The following is a 17,664-nucleotide window of genomic DNA, read 5'->3' as shown; positions in this document are numbered from 1 at the left end:
TTTAACCACCCGTTTTCAGACAGTAGCCCGGCGTCGCATGACGCTCGATCCATAAGATCATTTTACCCGCAATATCGACCCCTGTGGTTTTTTCCACGCCTTCAAGCCCCGGCGAGGCGTTCACTTCCATAACCAGTGGCCCTCGCGTCGCCCGTAGCAGGTCTACGCCTGCCACGTCCAGCCCCAAAGTCTGCGCCGCTTTGACGGCAATTTCCCGCTCCTGGTCGCTGATATCGGCGATTCTGGCAATGCCGCCGCGGTGAAGGTTAGAGCGGAAATCGCCCTCTTTGGCCTGGCGCTCGATGGCCGCCACCACCTCGTTTCCCACCACGAAACACCGGATGTCGCGCCCTTTGGCCTCTTCAATGTACTCCTGCACCAGAATATGGGCATTCAGCCCGCGGAAGGCGTCAATCACGCTCTCCGCTGCCTGACGCGTCTCCGCCAGCACCACGCCGATGCCCTGTGTGCCTTCCACCAGCTTGATCACCAAAGGGGCACCGCCCACCATGTCGATCAGATCGCTGGTGTCGTCCGGTGAATGGGCAATCCCGGTGACGGGAAGATCGATCCCCTGGCGCGCGAGCAGCTGCAGCGAGCGCAGCTTGTCGCGGGCGCGTGAAATGGCGACGGATTCGTTGAGCGGATAGCTGCCCAGCATCTCGAACTGGCGCAATGCAGCGGTGCCGTAAAAGGTTATCTGGGAGCCGATGCGGGGGATCACCGCATCAAAGTGAGGCAGCTTGCGGCCTTTGTAGTGAATCGACGAGGCGGCAGGGTCAATGTTCATATAGCAGGACATCGGGTCGAGGATCTCAACCTGATGTCCGCGTTTCGCCGCCGCTTCCCGAAGACGCTTACATGAATAGAGCGTTCCATCCCGGGACAATATGGCAATTTTCACCCTGCACCTCTCTGAAGACATGGAAAAAGCCTGCGTATCATATACGCAGGCAGGCGCAGGATAAATGGACTATCGCGTCGCCCAGCCCTGTTTGTGCAGATAATCAAGAATAAACGGGCGATTTTCTTTAATGATGGTGCGGCGAATATGGTCAGTCCAGGTGTCGCGACGGTTATTGCTGCCGCGCGTCAGGTAGTAGTTCGCCAGCTCTTCGTCATATTGATTCAGAACGTCCTGATCGACCGGCTGGTAGTGGTTTTCGTGCACCAGCATCGCCGCGGGAATACGCGGCTTCAGATCCGGGTTATCCGCCGGCCAGCCGAGACACAGGCCAAACAGCGGCAGCACGTGTTTTGGCAGCTTCAGGAGGTCGGTCACGCTTTGAATGTTGTTACGCAGGCCTCCGATGTAGACGCCGCCTAATCCCAGCGACTCCGCAGCAGTAAAGGCGTTTTGCGCCATCAGCGCGGTATCCACCACGCCCAACAGCAGCTGTTCCGCCAGCCCGAGCTCGGCCTCAGGGCAGATCTGCAGGTGGCGGTTAAAGTCGGCGCAGAATACCCAGAACTCGGCTGCCTGAGCCACATGCTTCTGCCCGCCGGTCAGCGTCACCAGCTGTTCACGCATGGCCGGGTCGGTAATGCGGATAATGGAGCTGCACTGCAGGAAGCTGGAACTTGAAGTCGCCCTTGCGCTGTTAATAATCGCTTCGCGCTGCGCATCGGTAATCGGCTCATCGGTGAAGTGGCGAATGGAACGATGGGAAAGGAGCAGGTCTATGGTTGGCGTCATCTTGTCTCTCTTTGTCTTGCTTAATACGTATGCCAGCCAGTATAGGCAATGATATGCGCTGTGTAATTGGCGAAACATAGCTCATAGATATTATAACGACAGGCGAAACCTTCTTTAATGACGAGAGGTTATGGGGCACTATACGTGTCATTCGCCGTCAGGCTTGTTTTTTGAGGAGAGAGAAATGTTTGCAGTAATTTTTGGTCGTCCAGGGTGCCCTTACTGTGTGCGCGCGAAAGAGCTGGCTGAGAAACTGACCGAAGAGCGCGATGACTTCAACTTCCGCTACGTGGATATCCACGCGGAAGGCATCACGAAAGCGGATCTCGAAAAAACCGTCGGTAAGCCGGTTGAAACCGTACCGCAGATCTTCCTCGATCAGAAACACATCGGCGGCTGCACCGACTTCGAAGCTTACGCCAAAGAGCACCTGGGCCTGTTTGCTGCCCAGTAATGAAAGGACGCCCTCACCGAGAGGGCGTTTTTATTTGTGGTGCCGTCGGCGTTGAAGCAGACTGCGCACAAATAAGTAGCAGAGCGCGCCAAGGGCGCACCAGAATACGGCGCTCATCAACCACGCCAGCTCCTGCCAGAAACTTCGCGTTGAAACATACAGCATGCGCATCAGCAGCAGACACAGCGGTGCCGCCAGCATGGCGCCAATTAGCGGCTTGACCACTTCCCCTTTACGGGAAAGAAAACTGGCTGCCGCTCCCGGCAGGGTAAAAAAGAGCAGCCCCAGCTCCGGGTGTCCGGCAGCCCTGAATGCCCCTTTCAGATTAAAAGCGAGCGACATGCACACGACGGTAAACAGCAAAAAGCAGCTGATCACCCCCGCCCAGTTTCGTTTAATGTTCAAACTATCCTCCTGACTTATCTCTATCAAATACAGCTTCGTCGGGTAGACGCCCAGTCAGATAAAGCAATGCGGCAATCCTTGCCAAAGTACGCACAGGGTGATGCGATAATAGGTAGCTGTCAGTAGCTAATGCGATTAAACTACACGCCAGCTAATGTTTTAGGGAATAAAGCAGGAAACAGGGAGCGTTAACGCCTTTCCCTGACCCAGAAAACAGTAGCCCAAATAGTCCTTTCATTCAACAACTTACTGGTAAACAAGAAGTTAGCCTCCGTGAATATAAACGTCGCAGACTTGTTAAATGGGAATTACATCCTGTTATTATTTGTGGTACTGGCGCTGGGCCTTTGCCTGGGTAAATTGCGCCTGGGTTCAGTTCAACTTGGTAATTCCATTGGCGTTTTAGTCGTCTCCTTATTATTAGGTCAACAGCACTTCAGCATTAACACGGACGCGCTCAACTTAGGTTTTATGCTGTTTATTTTTTGTGTTGGCGTGGAAGCGGGACCGAACTTTTTTTCAATTTTCTTCCGCGACGGCAAAAATTATCTGATGCTGGCGCTGGTGATGGTCGGCAGCGCGCTGCTGATCGCGTTAGGACTGGGTAAACTGTTTGGCTGGGATATCGGGTTAACGGCCGGTATGCTGGCAGGCTCCATGACCTCCACTCCCGTGCTCGTGGGTGCCGGTGATACCCTGCGTCATTCCGGCATGGCCGGCGCACAGCTTTCTGCCGCACTCGACCACCTGAGCCTGGGCTATGCCCTGACCTATCTGATTGGTCTGGTGAGCCTGATTGTCGGCGCACGCTATCTGCCAAAACTGCAGCACCAGGATCTACAGACCAGCGCCCAGCAAATCGCCCGCGAGCGCGGTCTGGATACCGATTCCAAACGTAAAGTCTATCTCCCGGTGATCCGCGCCTATCGCGTCGGGCCAGAGCTGGTGGCATGGGCAGACGGCAAAAATCTGCGCGAGCTGGGGATTTACCGCCAGACGGGCTGCTATATCGAACGTATCCGCCGCAACGGCATTCTGGCGAACCCGGACGGCGATGCGGTGCTACAGATGGGCGACGACATCGCGCTGGTGGGTTACCCGGACGCCCACGCCCGTCTCGACCCGAGCTTCCGTAACGGCAAAGAGGTGTTCGACCGCGACCTGCTCGACATGCGTATCGTCACCGAAGAGATCGTGGTGAAAAACCATAACGCCGTTGGCCGCCGCCTGGCGCAGCTGAAGCTGACCGACCACGGCTGCTTCCTCAACCGCGTGATCCGCAGCCAGATTGAGATGCCTATCGACGACAACGTCGTGCTCAACAAAGGCGACGTGCTGCAGGTCAGCGGCGACGCCCGACGCGTGAAAACCGTGGCCGACCGCATCGGCTTTATCTCCATTCACAGCCAGGTCACCGACCTGCTGGCCTTCTGCGCCTTCTTTATCGTAGGCCTGATGATCGGGATGATCACCTTCCAGTTCAGCAACTTTAGCTTCGGCATCGGTAACGCCGCCGGGCTGCTGTTCGCCGGGATCATGCTAGGCTTCCTGCGAGCGAACCATCCTACCTTCGGCTACATTCCGCAGGGCGCGCTGAACATGGTGAAAGAGTTCGGTCTGATGGTCTTTATGGCGGGCGTGGGCCTAAGCGCGGGCAGCGGCATTGGCCACAGCCTGGGCGCCGTCGGCTGGCAAATGTTGGTTTCCGGACTTATCGTCAGCCTGGTGCCGGTGGTGATCTGCTTCCTGTTCGGCGCCTACGTGCTGCGCATGAACCGCGCCCTGCTCTTCGGGGCGATGATGGGGGCGCGTACCTGTGCCCCGGCCATGGAAATCATCAGCGATACCGCGCGCAGCAACATCCCGGCGCTGGGCTATGCGGGCACGTATGCTATCGCTAACGTGCTGCTGACGCTGGCGGGTACGCTAATCATCATCATCTGGCCCGGACTCGGATAACTCCTAAGTTTGCGCGTGGTGAAATTATTTTCGTTACGCGCAGAACTTTTTTATCAGGGGGCAGTCATAACTAGTGCCACTGCTTTTCTTTGATGTCCCCAATTTGTGGAGCCCATCAACCCCGCCGTTTTGGTTCAAGGTTGATGGGTTTTTTGTTGCCTGAAAACTACCACTCTGTAAATTAATGCTTTATGCCTCCAGGTTCCCCTGCATAGCGACATCGTCGCGGCAGAACTTTTATATAGCTGTAACAGATAATAAAAAACCAGCCAGCGGCGGGTCTGTATCAGTCAGCTAATTGTTCCTGCAATTCTTCCGGATTTTGGAACGCGCCACTCAGTATTGAACTCATCGATTCGCACTTAAAGCTCCCGATAAATCGTATTTTGATTAAAAAAAATCAGGTCATTATCCTAAAAATCCCCTGCTTTTCATAAACATGAACTGCTTTGAACGTCCATATTAGTTACAGGCATACGCTGGAGCGGATAGAAACACTATGGAGGGGACAGGAATGCAGTTTTCAAGCTCAGTAATGGCAATTCCGGTCTTAGGGAATGCAGCAAAAGATCGCTCAAGTGAGCTGAAGTGCGAGGTCAGTAAGCATGTACCATTCTGAAGAGATCATCCGACAGCTTCAGAGCCAAAAGATACCGGCCATGAAGCTGGACCAGGGGGTACGCGCGGTAGGTGAAGAAGTAAAGAGCCAGTTGAGTAATATAGGTGCCGGTGCCCAACGCCTGTTGTACTACACCTCCTGCTTTACTGATGAATATTACGATGTATGCACCCGACAAAACCTGGAGGACGCTCGCTTCCGAAAGGGCATATTCCATCTCGTTTCTCGCTGGAACATCGTCTTTGACCTAATCAACACGTACGTTGAGGAGCTGGTTAAGAATTATTCCCCGGCAGAATTATCAGCGATACAGCATGCTCTAATGCGCGCTAACGTTCACATATCCACCAGCACGCTAACCTCGTATTCATTCTCTGCAGGCGCTGCATCGACTATTTGCCTCTATGTGACCATCCCACCTTCAGAAGTAAAGGTCGTTTCAGGATTAACGGGCGCGGCTATTGGCGGGTTGGGGATGTCTGGAGTTGCCCAAATTGCTTCAAGAAAAAATAGATGAAATATTAGCCGGATTTCCTCAGATAAAACCATCAGACTTTGTAAGCAAGTGATGGATGTTCGGTAAGGGGGCTTTTAATTTTTACACGCGGAGGTATTAGCTCCGCGATTTCTTGTTTCCACATTTAATATACTTAAGGATGGGGCGAGAGTTATTTTTCACATTTATGTAGAATAATAACACCATCATCAGCATAAAACTGCATGAAATCAGGATCATTAACCCAAAAATATTTCAATTTCTTATTGTCGAAAAACCCTTTCCAGCGGAATTCGCCATTTTTTTTGATCATACTAAGTTCTGCCACAGGTTTTATCGGGCTTACATTTTTCCAGTCGAAGTTCATGCCGCCTCTGCCAAGGTCTGCAACACTATCATAAAAAATATCAATTTTATCGTTATCGACTTCCTTTGCATGAATGTTGATAACTATTTGATTATCATTAACAACGAGACTGGTTGGTTTGTTATCGATTTTTATAGAGAAACCATCATTATCACAGGAGGTCGACCACATGCCGAAATTTGAGTTTGCATGTGTTGTCATAGAAATTAATAATAGCAAAAATGGCCAAGTTTTCATTGGTTAGACTCCGCAATAGTTGAAATATACCCAATATCAAGATGAAGATCTGACCTGCCAGCTAATTCTTCCTCAAGATAATGATTGTACAAAGAAAGTGCTTCTTGCTCTGATTTTGCAGGCTGACCATACCTACCCGGCGGAAGGCTTGCCCATTCATAGCTCAGTATATCTAACGCTCCTACAATATCACCAGACATGATTTTATCTAAAGAGCGTTTTCTTTTATATTTGAAAATTAAAAGACAAAATTTATCCTGAGATTCAGGTGTAAAATCAGTAATTCCTTTATTAGCCCTAATTGATGTCATTTTCGGATCATTCCAGGTATAGCCCATTACTTGGTATGCTCCTGCTGCTGACGAAGTAAGATTACCTCGTGTAATCGAAATTTGGGGGTGATTGCTAAAGTCTTTATGGTAATGCCTAATGAAGGATTGTCCACCGAATAACGTTTCATATCCAGCTTCCCCTACCGTGCCTTCTCCAACTCGGAGCATACGCATAAATGCCCTTACCCTTGCTTCTTCAAGAGACAATGCAGAAAAGTTCAACGCATCAAGAAATACCACGGGATGCATATGCCAGACAGGTTCACCATTGCTGAACTCTGGCACCTGGCTCATCCATTCCATATTGTCGAACCACTGTCGTACATACGACACATACAGACGGTCTGTGCGTTGCAGGAACGTTTTCCAGCGGTGATGCTGACTGCCGCCAAACCATTCGCTGTCATGCTTTACCACCATTCGGGACGCAATATCCCGCACATCCATCTCCGGAAAGTGGACCGCGTGATACAGCTCCGCCCCGGACAGGTCGCCACTGCTGTCACTGTCCATTTTTCGCAGGATGGCCTTATACCAGGTGGAAACCTGCTGTTCCTGAATGCCGCGCTCAGGCCGTACCCACTCCGCAAGCTGTGTGAATGCTGATTTTACCCAGCCCTCATGCAGGGATTGCGTCATATCGGACGTGGGCGGCTCCTCAAAGGCTGAGAACCCGAGCTTCATCAGGTCATACTGCGCAATGTCTGCATCCACATCCTCCTCGCTCAACTAGGCACTTTCCCCGATATCAAACCAGCGTTTTCCGCTGTTGTCGGTGAACGGGTGGCACTTGTCCTGCGGCAGGATCTGGTGAATGTCTTTCTTCACCAGCCCGTCTGTGCGGGTAAAAGTGTCGCCGGTGCGTTGATACAGGTAGCTCTCCGGGTGGATATGAAGATACTTCTGCCCGCTTTTCACCCCGGCGGTGTTGTTAAGAAAATCACGCATCCGGCTGTCGGTGCTCAGCAGTTCGATATGCACAAAGGCGCTTTTCTCCACTCGCTGCTCACCGTCCGGGGCGATGTCCTCCGCCAGATACCCCACCGCATCCCCGGCAGCAACCACGCATTTTGTGGCTGGGGTAACAACAGCATCATAAGCACCCTGTGTGATGGCCTGCTGCATCCACGCAGGCAGGTGCGCCCGTTGCTCGCCGTCCGGGTTCATAAACATCGGGTCAAGCGATACCCAGAACGCCGCCCCGTTCATCTCTGATTTGCTGTTCAGTGTCCGGGCAAGCCCGAATCTCTGGGCTACCCCGTTTAGTTCAAACGTGTTTTCCCGCAGTACTACCACGCGATCGCCTGTCGTCAGATGCCCGCCGTCTGGCACGGGAACCTGCTCGCCCGGCCTTTCCTGCCCGGTATGGTGACGTTTCCGAAGTCGGTTTCCCCGCTCCGTGACCTGATATATCTGATGTACTGGAAAGGCGGACAGCGGGGCAAGCCCCATGTAAAGCGCGTAAAAATCCAGGGCGTTATCCGGTTTCTCAGGGTCTGGCGTACAGGTGGATTTCACCAGCACAAAGGTGCTGGAGTACTGCAACGCATTCCCCATGTAATCGCCGGACAGATAGTCCTGATTCAGTCGCCAGGCTACCACCTCGCCACCAGTCATAAACGGAAGCGGGACGGCGGTATCCGCTGTTTCGTGAGTGAGTACTGCTCCCGGCGCACTGACATCTGTAATATGAAGTCCACCATGCCACATGGCATTTGTCCCGCCAAGCCAGGAACCATGAGGCTCCTGAAGTATACGGGCCATAATGTCATCTACTGTGGAGTAATGGTCGCCGTTTGCTTTTTTGGCAGGAAAACAGATGTCCATTTGCATAGTCCCTTACAGCTAAGAAGTTAAGCCTTTGATGAAGCAGTTTTAGCTTATTTTACAAACAATAACCACATGGGCAATAAGCATTAAACTTAAGTAAAACTTTCTTTCGTAACATTCGGTAAGCCCATACCATAAAGAGACTTTACTCACTGTCAGTTGTGTCGAAACTTTTGCTGTACGGGCAATGTTTCGATTTTGTCCGGTAGGTGAAGATATAAATTTTATTGGAGTAGACGCACAAGGTTTGCCCGTTCGCCGTGGTCGTCTGCTCCGGGTTGCTCATAGTTATGTTTCCGGTGCAGGCACTGAACGCAGCAAGAATAAATCCCGTCAACAGCACTTTTCTTACCAGCTCTAAACCTCCATTAAAGCTGATTTCAGCCTCCTTCCTGCAAGCGGCCTATGTAGGATGCACCTTAATAATTAATCCATAAAAACAATCAATAATATAATTTCAATCGATAAGGCCTATTATTAATTTTAACGGTCAAGTCTGCATTCAGGAAGAAGCATGAAAAGTATTATTGCGCTGCCTCTGGTATTCTGCGCTTTCTCATCCGTAGCTGGTGGTGCGGTCTCGGGCGAAATCCAGGCATATCCTGATTACCTGTCTGCCTATTTCAAAATGCTTGTTAAAGCTAGTTGCGACCACGTACTTTCAGATGATGGAACGAACTCCATTGATAGAGCCATCAAGTCCATTAGCGCTAGCGCCACCAAAGGTATGACTACCGACACGGAAAGTTACTGCGCTGTTTATAATTCAATCGTTTTTGGGGCTGAGATGGGAGATAAGCTGAAAAATGCCAAGAAACAGAAAATGATTCTGGCAACGAAAGACAAAATTGGAATAGATAGTTGCGGTGGTGTTGGTGCTTATGCATTGATACAGAAAGATTTTAGAAAGATGACCCTCGCGGGGCTAATGCCTTTAGCTCCGCCAGCAGGTGTCGCAAAATCAAAGGTGACAACTTCAGACGAAAGCGTGTATCGAACTACGGCGAAAGCTCTAGCTGAACTTTATAAAGCTAACGAAGTTGAAGCTGATGACAAAATTGGTGATTGTAAAGTGGAAAAATGATGTATTTTCTGGTTGGGGCAAGCTCACCGACACGCGCGTCCATCGCCCTATTACGATAATCAAAGAATTTGATCAGACTACCCCACTTCTTTACCGCGCCGTGTGTGAAGGGCGAGTGATGAAGAAGGGGATTATTAAGATGTACCGTATTCTGGAGTCCGGTATCGAGGCCGAATATTTCAATATCGTGATGGAAAACGTTAAGTTCACGACAGTGGCACCCTTCCTGACCCCTAACGGGATGAGCAGCACCCATCTTGAAACGCTCGAATTGCGTTATGAAGCCATCTCATGGAAGTACACGGAGGGGAATATCATTTACCGTGAAACCTGGAACGATCGCTGTTGCGCCTGAGCGCAGAAGAGTGTTGAAAGTGAGCAGATAAAAAGAAACCGCTCCAGGGGACGGTTTCTTTCCCATGACTGTCAGGATTGCTCCGGGCAAGCCATAAAGACTATTTTGACCTTCTACAAGCCCTCCCTGAGTTTTTCTATCCTTGCTGCTTTTTCCTCTTCTCTCGCCAGCTATAAACATATATGATTTAATGAATATGACAAAAGACATTCAGGATGACCGAATGCTCCACCCACTCCAGCTCTTCAAAACCCTCTCTGACGAAACGCGGCTCGCCATCGCCATGCTGCTCCGCGAAGCGGGCGAGCTGTGCGTCTGCGATCTCTGCTCCGCCACCGCCGAATCGCAGCCGAAGGTCTCCCGCCATATGGCGCTGCTGCGCGAGTCCGGGCTGGTTATCGACCGTCGTGAGGGTAAGTGGGTTTATTACCGTCTCTCTCCCAACATGCCCGCGTGGGCGGCAACGATTATCGACAACAGCTGGAACTGCCTGCGGGAAGAGACGCGCATGAAGCTGAAAAACCGACTTCCGGGCTTGTGCTAAGCAAAACACATTCACAAAAACAGATATAACGGAGTAACAGATGTTTCTGGCAGGGGCTATTTTTCTGTTTACGCTGGTACTGGTCATCTGGCAGCCCAGAGGGCTCAGCATCGGCTGGAGCGCGACTATTGGTGCCGTACTGGCGCTCGCCAGCGGCGTGATTCACGTAAACGATATTCCGGTTGTGTGGAATATCGTCTGGAACGCCACGGCAACGTTTATCGCCGTCATCATCATCAGCCTGCTGCTGGATGAGTCCGGCTTTTTCGAGTGGGCGGCACTGCACGTTGCCCGCTGGGGGAACGGCCGCGGAAGATTGCTGTTTACGTATATCGTGCTGCTGGGCGCAGCCGTGGCGGCGCTGTTTGCCAATGACGGTGCGGCTCTGATCCTAACCCCTATCGTTATCGCCATGCTGCTGGCGCTGGGATTCAGCAAGCAGGCTACGCTGGCATTTGTGATGGCGGCAGGTTTTATCGCCGATACCGCCAGCCTGCCGCTGATTGTGTCGAACCTGGTCAACATCGTCTCGGCAGACTTCTTCACGCTGGGGTTCAGCGAATACGCTTCGGTGATGATTCCCGTTGATGTCGCCGCGATTGCCGCAACGCTGGCCATGCTCCATCTGTTCTTCCGCAAGGAAATTCCGCCGGAATATGACCTGGCGAAACTGCGTGAGCCCGCGCGGGCCATTCACGACCTCCCGACCTTCAGAACGGGCTGGATCGTGCTGCTCCTTCTTCTCGTCGGTTTCTTTGTGCTAGAACCGCTGGGTATTCCGGTCAGCGCCATTGCGACTGCGGGCGCGCTGGTTTTGTTTGCCGTTGCAAAACGCGGACATGCGATAAATACCGGAAAAGTGCTGCGCGGCGCACCGTGGCAGATCGTCATCTTCTCGCTGGGGATGTATCTGGTGGTGTATGGCCTGCGCAATGCCGGGCTGACGGAATATCTCTCAGGCGTACTGAATAGCCTGGCCGGGCAAGGGCTGTGGGCCACCACGCTGGGAACCGGGTTCATCACCGCGTTTCTGTCATCCATAATGAACAATATGCCCACGGTGCTGATTGGCGCGCTCTCCATTGAGGGCAGTACGGCGACAGGACTGATCAAGGAAGCAATGATTTACGCCAACGTGATTGGCTGCGATTTGGGGCCGAAAATCACGCCTATCGGCAGCCTTGCCACCCTGCTCTGGCTTCACGTGCTGGCGCAGAAAAACATGACGATTAGCTGGGGCTACTATTTCCGGACGGGCATCATTATGACGCTGCCGGTCCTGTTTGTGACGCTCGCCGCGCTGGCGCTACGTCTCTCCTTCACACTGTAATGAGCCACTGATATGAGCCACATCACTATCTACCACAACCCCGCCTGCGGCACGTCGCGCAACACGCTGGAGATGATCCGCAACAGCGGCACGGAGCCAGAGATTATCCTCTATCTGGAAACCCCGCCGTCGCGCGATAAGCTGACAACCCTGATTGCCGATATGGGGATCTCGGTGCGGGATCTGCTGCGTAAAAACGTGGAGCCCTACGAACAGCTCGGCCTGGCCGAAGACAGCTTCACCGACGACCAGCTTATCGATTTTATGCTGCAATACCCGATCCTGATTAACCGTCCGATCGTCGTGACGCCGCTGGGCACTCGCCTGTGCCGCCCGTCTGAAGTCGTCCTCGACATCCTGCCGGACGCACAGAAAGGGGCATTTACGAAAGAAGATGGCGAAGCGGTGGTTGACGCCAGCGGGAATAAAATCGAGCGCAGGTAAAACTGGCAGGGCGAGCGATACCTAAGGGTTCCCCTCGCCCGCAATTCTCCCCACCATCGCCCGGATCTCTTCGCGGGATAGCGGCGCCCGGTCGGTGACGTAGTGCAGCGTCATTCCTTCAATAAAGGCATCCAGCGCGCGGGTGGTGACCGGGTCGAACCACTGCTCGAGCGTTGTCTGGCTCATCTTCATCCAGTCCTGCATCACCGTTTTGAGCGCCGCGCTACGGTGCATAAAAGCGTAAAGCTGATACATCAGCGCCATGTTGTGCGGCGTCGTCACCTGCGAGCTGTGGATCAGGGTGGTAATGGATTCGCACGCCATTTCCGGCCCGGTGACGCCCGCGAAGAAATCCCGGTACTGCTGCGACATCTGGCGGGTAAACCACGTGAAGGCCTCCTCCAGCAGCGGCTCCATACCGTCGAAATAGTAGGTCATCGACCCCAGCGGCACGCCCGCGCAGGTGGCGATTTTCCGGTGCGTGACGGCGTGAATACCGTGTTCAGCAATGGTGTCGAGGGTCGCCTGCAGGATTTTCTCCCGGCGATGCGGATCGTTGGGTGGTCTGCTCATCATTTCCTCACCTGGTTTGTGTACAAATGTACACAAACTTGCTAGTGTTGTCGCTATTGTTGTACTTCTGGTGCTACCCCAATGACGCTGACCTCTTCCCGTAAAGCCCTGCAGCTCCGCATGTGGGCGCTGTTTATGTTCTTCTTTATTCCCGGTCTGCTGATGGCCTCCTGGGCCACGCGCACCCCCGCCATTCGCGACATTTTGTCCGTCTCTACAGCTGAGATGGGTATCGTGCTGTTTGGCCTGTCGATAGGCTCCATGAGCGGCATCCTCTGCTCCGCGTGGCTGGTGAAGCGCTTCGGTACGCGGGCGGTGATCCGCACCACCATGTGCTTCGCGGTATTCGGGATGATCGTGCTCAGCGTCGCGCTGTGGTTTGCCTCACCGGTGCTGTTTGCGCTGGGGCTGACGGTATTTGGCGGCAGCTTCGGTTCGGCGGAAGTTGCCATCAACGTTGAAGGAGCGGCTGTCGAGCGTGAGATGAACAAAACCGTGCTGCCGATGATGCACGGTTTTTACAGCCTCGGCACGCTGGCCGGTGCGGGCGTGGGAATGGCGCTGACGGCCACTGGCGTGAGCGCCAATCTGCATATCCTGCTGGCAGCGCTGGTGTGTATCATTCCTATTCTGACCGGCATCCGGGCGATCCCGGACGGCACAGGTAAGAACTCCGCTGACGAACAGCACTCGGCCGAAAAAGGGCTGCCCTTCTACCGCGACTTCCAGTTGATGCTGATCGGCGTGGTGGTGCTGGCTATGGCCTTCGCCGAAGGGTCCGCCAACGACTGGCTGCCGCTGCTGATGGTAGACGGTCACGGCTTTAGCCCGACCTCCGGCTCGCTGATCTACGCCGGGTTTACGCTGGGGATGACCGTCGGGCGCTTCACCGGCGGCTGGTTTATCGACCGCTACAGCCGTGTAGCGGTGGTGCGCGCCAGCGCCCTGCTGGGCGGCCTGGGTATCGCGATGATCATATTTGTCGATGTGGACTGGATTGCCGGGGTCTCGGTGATCCTCTGGGGACTGGGCGCGTCGCTCGGCTTTCCGCTTACCATTTCAGCCGCCAGCGATACCGGCCCGGATGCCCCGACGCGCGTCAGCGTGGTGGCAACCACGGGCTATCTCGCCTTCCTGGTCGGGCCGCCGCTGCTTGGCTTCCTCGGCGAGCACTACGGGCTGCGCAGCGCCATGCTGGTGGTGTTAGGGTTGGTCATCATCGCGGCGCTGGTGGCGCGCGCGGTGGCAAAGCCGGAAACGAATCAAACGACACTGGAGAAGGGATATGAGCGTTAAACTGATTGCCGTCGACATGGATGGCACATTCCTCAGCGATGCCAAGACCTACAATCGTCCGCGCTTTCTGGCGCAGTACGCCCGCATGAAGGCGCAAGGCATTCGCTTCGTGGTCGCCAGCGGCAACCAGTTCTACCAGCTGATCTCCTTTTTCCCGGAGATTGCGCATGAAATTTCATTCGTCGCCGAAAACGGCGGCTGGGTCGTAAGTGAGGGTGAAGACGTCTTTAACGGTGAACTGTCGAAAGCCCATTTCGAGACCGTTGCGAACGTGTTAAGCGACGTTCCCGGCATTGAGATTATCGCCTGCGGGAAGAGCAGCGCCTACACGCTGAAGTGCTATGACGAAGGCTTTAAGGGTATCGCGGCGAAGTACTATCACCGTCTGGAAATGGTCAGCGATTTCGACAACCTGAACGATATTTTCTTCAAGTTCGGGCTCAACGTGTCTGACGATGAAATTCCGCGTATTCAGGCGCTGCTGCATGAAAAGCTGAGTGACATCATGGTGCCCGTCACCACCGGTCACGGCAGTATCGACCTGATCATCCCCGGCGTGCACAAAGCAAACGGCCTGCGGATCCTGCAAAAGCGCTGGGGCATAGCCGATAGCGAAGTGGTGGCCTTCGGCGACAGCGGCAACGACGTGGAGATGCTGCGCCAGTCCGGGTTCAGCTTTGCGATGGCTAATGCCAGACCGCATATCAAAGCGGCGGCGCGTTTTGAAGCGCCGCACAATAACGATGAAGGCGTGTTGGATGTGATTGATAAGGTGCTGGATGGGGAGGCGCCGTTTAATTAACACCGAGCGGTCTGGTGCCCTCACCCTACCCCTCTCCCACAGGGAGAGGGAATAAACAGTTAAGGTTGCAGGGCGTTTCCGACGCGCTTGTCTTTCAGGAACACCACCATCAGGGCAACCCACAGCACGCCGTTGGCGAGGTTAAACAGGCTGAACAGCCCGTTGCCGCCCATCGCGTAGGCATGCTTGCTCACCTCGATACCTACGGTAAAAATCAGCATCTGGAGCATCCCCATCGCCGCGGAGACCGTGCCTTTACTCATCTCGCTGGCGAACAGCGTCAGGCGCACCAGACCGGCGTTGGCCACGCCAATCCCGAAGGCGTAGATGCTCAGTCCCGCCGTCATCCACAGATAAGCGTGTGATGACGCGACGGTCGCCACCGCCGCCAGAATCAACCCTGCAGCAATCGGCCAGCCGCCCATGATAATAAGCGAACGCACGGTGCGGCGTGACGTCAAACGTGCCAGCACCAGGTTCCCGATAATCAGCGCGCCAAAGATCGGCACCTGCAGCAGACCATACTCATAGCTGCTGAGCTTTTCGCCGCTGATGATAATAACCGGAGACTGGGCGATCCACGCCAGCAGCGGCAGGCTAACGAACCCGGTCGCCAGCGCGCCCGCCACAAAGCGGCCATTCTTCAGCACTTCTTTATAATCCCGACCCAGCTCTTTCAGCGAGAGTTTCTCGCCGATGCGGGTGGCCGTTTCCGGCATCGCCCGGTGCAGACCAAAGAACGCGATGGCGGCGAGAACGGCAAACAGCACAAACATCCCTTCCCATGGCGCCATATGCACCCACGCGGCACCCACCAGCGGCCCGAGTAATGGGGCAATCAGCGCCACGTTCGCCATCAGCGCGGTAATTTTGATACACACCGCCTCTTCAAACGATTCCTGAATGGCGGCATACCCCACGGCGCCGATAAAGCACAGGCTCACCCCCTGCAGGAAGCGCAGCAGGGTAAATTGTTCAATGTTTTGCGCCAGCAGCGTGGCAAGACAGGTGACGATAAACCACACCACGCCCGTCAGCATCACCGGACGGCGGCCAATGCGATCCGACAGCGGACCTAACAGCCACTGCAAAAACATGCCGCCGGCCAGATAGGCGGTCATGGAGGTCGGTACCCACTCGATTCCGGCGTTGTACTGCGCCACCACGGCTAGCATACCGGGCTGGATCATATCGTTGCCGATATAGGTAGAAAATTCGTAGAGCACCAGACACAGAGGGAAAAGCAACGCCTGACGACCCAGACGTGAACCAGAAGAAGAACGGTTTAACATGCAATCTCTTTATAATGACAAAATCGCGACGAGTGTAATGAAATGCCGCAGCCCGAGATAGTGATTTATCGAGGATAAACAGAAATAAAGCACATATCGTCTTCGTTTAAGGTTTCCTTAAGTTGACACTTTTATGATAGCCCCATTACTCGTCAACGACCCCAAATCATGGCACTTACCTCCAGCCGTTCAGAATTGTCTAAGTTACAGACAAATAAGACAAAACGCCTTTACCGCTTACCGTCCCGCTTTTATGGTTATCAGCTTTTCATACTGATTGCCCTTGCCGTGGTATTTACGTGGCTATCGCGCAATGAAGCGCTCGACAGATGGATAACCGGCTTTTGGTATGACGCGGCGACGCAGAGCTTTCCGCTGCAGAAAGACCACCTGCTGGATCTGCTCAACCACCGACTGGCGAAGTACATTGCCATCGCCTTAGGCGCCGCGGCGCTGTTTTATGGCGCCTACAAGCGTAACGCAAGGCTGGTTACGGCGGCGATGCTGATGGGCGTTGGCGCGCTGGTGGTAGGCCTGCTGAAAAGCATGAGCCATCACAGCTGTCCGTGGGACCTGGTGGAATATGGCGGGAAGGCCGTGTCCTACCCCCTGTTCAGCGCCATTCCTGCTGACAGCGGTCCGGGGCGCTGTTTCCCCGGCGGTCATGCCTCCAGCGGTTTTATGGTGATGGGGCTGTTTTTTGCCTTCTGGCGCGAACGTCCGCGTCTCGCCTGGTTCTTCGTCGCGCTGGGCGTGGTGTTAGGTCTGGCGATGGGCTTCGGTCAGGTCATGCGCGGGGCGCATTTTTTCTCTCACAACCTGTGGGCCGGGTGGTGGGTCTGGTTTTCCCAGGTGGTGGTCTACGGGCTGATTTCCACCCGGTTTGCTAAAGAGTGATAACGCTATGCTAGAGAATCTGAATTATCAGCTGTTTTATCTGATCAACGCCACACCGGCCTCGCCCGAGTGGATGATCGACTTTGCCACCTTTCTGGCAAAAGACCTGATCGGTATCGTGCCCGCGCTGGCAGCCATTCTCTGGCTGTGGGGGCCTCGTAGCCAGGTAAAAGCACAGCGCAAGCTGGTAATCAAAGTGGCGATGGCTCTCGGCGTAAGCGTCCTGGTGAGCTACATTCTGGGCCACGCGTTCCCGCACGATCGTCCGTTTGTCGATCACGTCGGCTATACCTTCCTGCATCATGCGCCGGATGACTCGTTCCCGAGCGATCACGGTACGGTGATCTTCACCTTTGCGCTAGCCTTCCTGTTCTGGCATCGCCTGTGGTCTGGTGCGGTGCTGATGGTGGTCGCCGTGGCCATCGCCTGGTCTCGCGTTTACCTGGGCGTCCACTGGCCGCTGGATATGGTGGGCGGCTTCCTGGTCGGGCTGATTGGCTGCGTGAGCGCGGCTATCCTGTGGAGCCTCTTTGGTGAAGCGCTCTACCGCACGCTGTCATCACTCTATCGCGCCATTTTCGCTATCCCGATCCGCAAAGGCTGGATACGTGACTAACCCCAACCTGACAGGTTACACTTGAACCCCCGCCCT

Annotated in this window: 20 protein-coding genes and 1 pseudogene; 12 read left to right on the top strand and 9 right to left on the bottom strand. The window is 54.2% G+C overall.

What is annotated here, in order from left to right:
• Window position 1: 1 nt before the first annotated feature.
• Complete coding sequence (gene rimK / locus ACWYRJ_RS02735) at window positions 2-904, bottom strand: 30S ribosomal protein S6--L-glutamate ligase (protein ID WP_111963877.1); 903 nt, start codon at window positions 902-904, stop codon at window positions 2-4.
• Between the two features lie 69 nt (window positions 905-973).
• Window positions 974-1,696, bottom strand: coding sequence for a nitroreductase NfsA (nfsA, locus tag ACWYRJ_RS02730; protein ID WP_111963876.1), 723 nt, complete (start codon window positions 1,694-1,696; stop codon window positions 974-976).
• Window positions 1,697-1,880: 184 nt separating this feature from the next.
• On the opposite strand from nfsA, the gene ACWYRJ_RS02725 reads away from it, so the two are divergent.
• Window positions 1,881-2,150, top strand: coding sequence for a GrxA family glutaredoxin (locus tag ACWYRJ_RS02725; RefSeq protein ID WP_006809455.1), 270 nt, complete (start codon window positions 1,881-1,883; stop codon window positions 2,148-2,150).
• Between the two features lie 30 nt (window positions 2,151-2,180).
• Here ACWYRJ_RS02725 and ACWYRJ_RS02720 read toward each other — a convergent pair whose 3' ends face one another.
• On the bottom strand, window positions 2,181-2,555 hold the full coding sequence (locus ACWYRJ_RS02720; RefSeq protein WP_111963875.1) for an inner membrane protein YbjM: 375 nt from the start codon (window positions 2,553-2,555) through the stop codon (window positions 2,181-2,183).
• A 273-nt stretch (window positions 2,556-2,828) separates the two neighbouring features.
• On the opposite strand from ACWYRJ_RS02720, the gene ACWYRJ_RS02715 reads away from it, so the two are divergent.
• Window positions 2,829-4,514: an aspartate:alanine antiporter gene (locus ACWYRJ_RS02715; RefSeq protein WP_111963874.1), complete on the top strand. Its 1,686-nt coding sequence runs from the start codon at window positions 2,829-2,831 to the stop codon at window positions 4,512-4,514.
• A 605-nt stretch (window positions 4,515-5,119) separates the two neighbouring features.
• Window positions 5,120-5,650: a hypothetical protein gene (locus ACWYRJ_RS02710; protein WP_455507373.1), complete on the top strand. Its 531-nt coding sequence runs from the start codon at window positions 5,120-5,122 to the stop codon at window positions 5,648-5,650.
• A 151-nt stretch (window positions 5,651-5,801) separates the two neighbouring features.
• On the opposite strand, the gene ACWYRJ_RS02705 is transcribed toward ACWYRJ_RS02710, so the two are convergent.
• The 4 genes from ACWYRJ_RS02705 to ACWYRJ_RS02690 all read right to left on the bottom strand — a co-directional run bounded on the left by ACWYRJ_RS02705 (window position 5,802) and on the right by ACWYRJ_RS02690 (window position 8,750).
• Entirely contained in the window at window positions 5,802-6,233 is a 432-nt protein-coding gene (locus tag ACWYRJ_RS02705) for a hypothetical protein (RefSeq protein WP_455507372.1), read from the bottom strand.
• Complete coding sequence (locus ACWYRJ_RS02700; RefSeq protein ID WP_455507371.1) at window positions 6,230-7,279, bottom strand: glycoside hydrolase family 24 protein; 1,050 nt, start codon at window positions 7,277-7,279, stop codon at window positions 6,230-6,232. Before ACWYRJ_RS02700 ends, ACWYRJ_RS02705 begins: the two co-directional genes overlap by 4 nt.
• A gap of 15 nt (window positions 7,280-7,294) precedes the next feature.
• Window positions 7,295-8,329, bottom strand: coding sequence for a hypothetical protein (locus ACWYRJ_RS02695; protein WP_455507370.1), 1,035 nt, complete (start codon window positions 8,327-8,329; stop codon window positions 7,295-7,297).
• A 211-nt stretch (window positions 8,330-8,540) separates the two neighbouring features.
• Window positions 8,541-8,750 carry a hypothetical protein gene (locus ACWYRJ_RS02690; protein WP_455507379.1) on the bottom strand — a complete coding sequence of 70 codons (210 nt, stop codon included), beginning with the start codon at window positions 8,748-8,750 and terminating at the stop codon, window positions 8,541-8,543.
• A 159-nt stretch (window positions 8,751-8,909) separates the two neighbouring features.
• Between ACWYRJ_RS02690 and ACWYRJ_RS02685 the strand changes: the two genes are divergently transcribed.
• The 5 genes and pseudogenes from ACWYRJ_RS02685 to arsC all read left to right on the top strand — a co-directional run bounded on the left by ACWYRJ_RS02685 (window position 8,910) and on the right by arsC (window position 12,152).
• Window positions 8,910-9,479, top strand: a complete 570-nt coding sequence (locus ACWYRJ_RS02685; protein ID WP_455507369.1) for an OB-fold protein — start codon at window positions 8,910-8,912, stop codon at window positions 9,477-9,479.
• 13 nt (window positions 9,480-9,492) lie between these two features.
• Window positions 9,493-9,834 (top strand): annotated as a pseudogene (gene tssD, locus ACWYRJ_RS02680) (type VI secretion system tube protein TssD); the annotation flags it as partial.
• Between the two features lie 223 nt (window positions 9,835-10,057).
• Window positions 10,058-10,378, top strand: coding sequence for a metalloregulator ArsR/SmtB family transcription factor (locus ACWYRJ_RS02675; protein WP_302234638.1), 321 nt, complete (start codon window positions 10,058-10,060; stop codon window positions 10,376-10,378).
• Window positions 10,379-10,418: 40 nt separating this feature from the next.
• Window positions 10,419-11,708 carry an arsenic transporter gene (locus tag ACWYRJ_RS02670; protein WP_455507368.1) on the top strand — a complete coding sequence of 430 codons (1,290 nt, stop codon included), beginning with the start codon at window positions 10,419-10,421 and terminating at the stop codon, window positions 11,706-11,708.
• 12 nt (window positions 11,709-11,720) lie between these two features.
• Window positions 11,721-12,152 carry a glutaredoxin-dependent arsenate reductase gene (arsC, locus tag ACWYRJ_RS02665; protein ID WP_111963871.1) on the top strand — a complete coding sequence of 144 codons (432 nt, stop codon included), beginning with the start codon at window positions 11,721-11,723 and terminating at the stop codon, window positions 12,150-12,152.
• Between the two features lie 21 nt (window positions 12,153-12,173).
• Here the strand turns inward: arsC and ACWYRJ_RS02660 are convergent, their stop codons facing one another.
• The gene (locus ACWYRJ_RS02660; protein ID WP_111963929.1) at window positions 12,174-12,725 is read right to left on the bottom strand and encodes a TetR/AcrR family transcriptional regulator; all 552 of its coding nucleotides are present in this window, start codon (window positions 12,723-12,725) and stop codon (window positions 12,174-12,176) included.
• An 81-nt stretch (window positions 12,726-12,806) separates the two neighbouring features.
• On the opposite strand from ACWYRJ_RS02660, the gene ACWYRJ_RS02655 reads away from it, so the two are divergent.
• Both ACWYRJ_RS02655 and ACWYRJ_RS02650 read left to right on the top strand, forming a co-directional pair.
• Window positions 12,807-14,021, top strand: a complete 1,215-nt coding sequence (locus tag ACWYRJ_RS02655) for an MFS transporter (protein WP_127730188.1) — start codon at window positions 12,807-12,809, stop codon at window positions 14,019-14,021.
• A complete protein-coding gene (locus ACWYRJ_RS02650) occupies window positions 14,011-14,823 on the top strand; it encodes a Cof-type HAD-IIB family hydrolase (protein ID WP_111963869.1) in 813 nt (270 codons plus the stop codon). The genes ACWYRJ_RS02655 and ACWYRJ_RS02650 overlap by 11 nt, the downstream gene beginning before the upstream one ends.
• A 59-nt stretch (window positions 14,824-14,882) precedes the next feature.
• Here ACWYRJ_RS02650 and ACWYRJ_RS02645 read toward each other — a convergent pair whose 3' ends face one another.
• Window positions 14,883-16,115, bottom strand: coding sequence for an MFS transporter (locus tag ACWYRJ_RS02645; RefSeq protein ID WP_111963868.1), 1,233 nt, complete (start codon window positions 16,113-16,115; stop codon window positions 14,883-14,885).
• A 168-nt stretch (window positions 16,116-16,283) separates the two neighbouring features.
• Between ACWYRJ_RS02645 and ACWYRJ_RS02640 the strand changes: the two genes are divergently transcribed.
• Together ACWYRJ_RS02640 and ybjG are read left to right on the top strand one after the other, a co-directional pair.
• Entirely contained in the window at window positions 16,284-17,012 is a 729-nt protein-coding gene (locus ACWYRJ_RS02640) for a phosphatase PAP2 family protein (protein ID WP_455507367.1), read from the top strand.
• Window positions 17,013-17,019: 7 nt separating this feature from the next.
• Window positions 17,020-17,628, top strand: a complete 609-nt coding sequence (ybjG, locus tag ACWYRJ_RS02635; RefSeq protein ID WP_111963866.1) for an undecaprenyl-diphosphate phosphatase — start codon at window positions 17,020-17,022, stop codon at window positions 17,626-17,628.
• Window positions 17,629-17,664 lie beyond the last annotated feature (36 nt).

The sequence above is a fragment of the Enterobacter sp. genome (assembly GCF_977039595.1).
This window is presented reverse-complemented; position numbering and strand designations above follow the sequence as displayed.

Bases quoted from the DNA above. Each gene is read 5' to 3' on its own strand.
- nfsA (WP_111963876.1), bottom strand. From the start codon at position 1,696: ATGACGCCAACCATAGACCTGCTCCTTTCCCATCGTTCCATTCGCCAC.
- ACWYRJ_RS02725 (WP_006809455.1), top strand. From the start codon at position 1,881: ATGTTTGCAGTAATTTTTGGTCGTCCAGGGTGCCCTTACTGTGTGCGC.
- ACWYRJ_RS02710 (WP_455507373.1), top strand. From the start codon at position 5,120: ATGTACCATTCTGAAGAGATCATCCGACAGCTTCAGAGCCAAAAGATA.
- ACWYRJ_RS02705 (WP_455507372.1), bottom strand. From the start codon at position 6,233: ATGAAAACTTGGCCATTTTTGCTATTATTAATTTCTATGACAACACAT.
- ACWYRJ_RS02695 (WP_455507370.1), bottom strand. From the start codon at position 8,329: ATGGCCCGTATACTTCAGGAGCCTCATGGTTCCTGGCTTGGCGGGACA.
- ACWYRJ_RS02685 (WP_455507369.1), top strand. From the start codon at position 8,910: ATGAAAAGTATTATTGCGCTGCCTCTGGTATTCTGCGCTTTCTCATCC.
- ACWYRJ_RS02675 (WP_302234638.1), top strand. From the start codon at position 10,058: ATGCTCCACCCACTCCAGCTCTTCAAAACCCTCTCTGACGAAACGCGG.
- ACWYRJ_RS02670 (WP_455507368.1), top strand. From the start codon at position 10,419: ATGTTTCTGGCAGGGGCTATTTTTCTGTTTACGCTGGTACTGGTCATC.
- arsC (WP_111963871.1), top strand. From the start codon at position 11,721: ATGAGCCACATCACTATCTACCACAACCCCGCCTGCGGCACGTCGCGC.
- ACWYRJ_RS02660 (WP_111963929.1), bottom strand. From the start codon at position 12,725: ATGAGCAGACCACCCAACGATCCGCATCGCCGGGAGAAAATCCTGCAG.
- ACWYRJ_RS02655 (WP_127730188.1), top strand. From the start codon at position 12,807: ATGACGCTGACCTCTTCCCGTAAAGCCCTGCAGCTCCGCATGTGGGCG.
- ACWYRJ_RS02650 (WP_111963869.1), top strand. From the start codon at position 14,011: ATGAGCGTTAAACTGATTGCCGTCGACATGGATGGCACATTCCTCAGC.
- ACWYRJ_RS02645 (WP_111963868.1), bottom strand. From the start codon at position 16,115: ATGTTAAACCGTTCTTCTTCTGGTTCACGTCTGGGTCGTCAGGCGTTG.
- ACWYRJ_RS02640 (WP_455507367.1), top strand. From the start codon at position 16,284: ATGGCACTTACCTCCAGCCGTTCAGAATTGTCTAAGTTACAGACAAAT.
- ybjG (WP_111963866.1), top strand. From the start codon at position 17,020: ATGCTAGAGAATCTGAATTATCAGCTGTTTTATCTGATCAACGCCACA.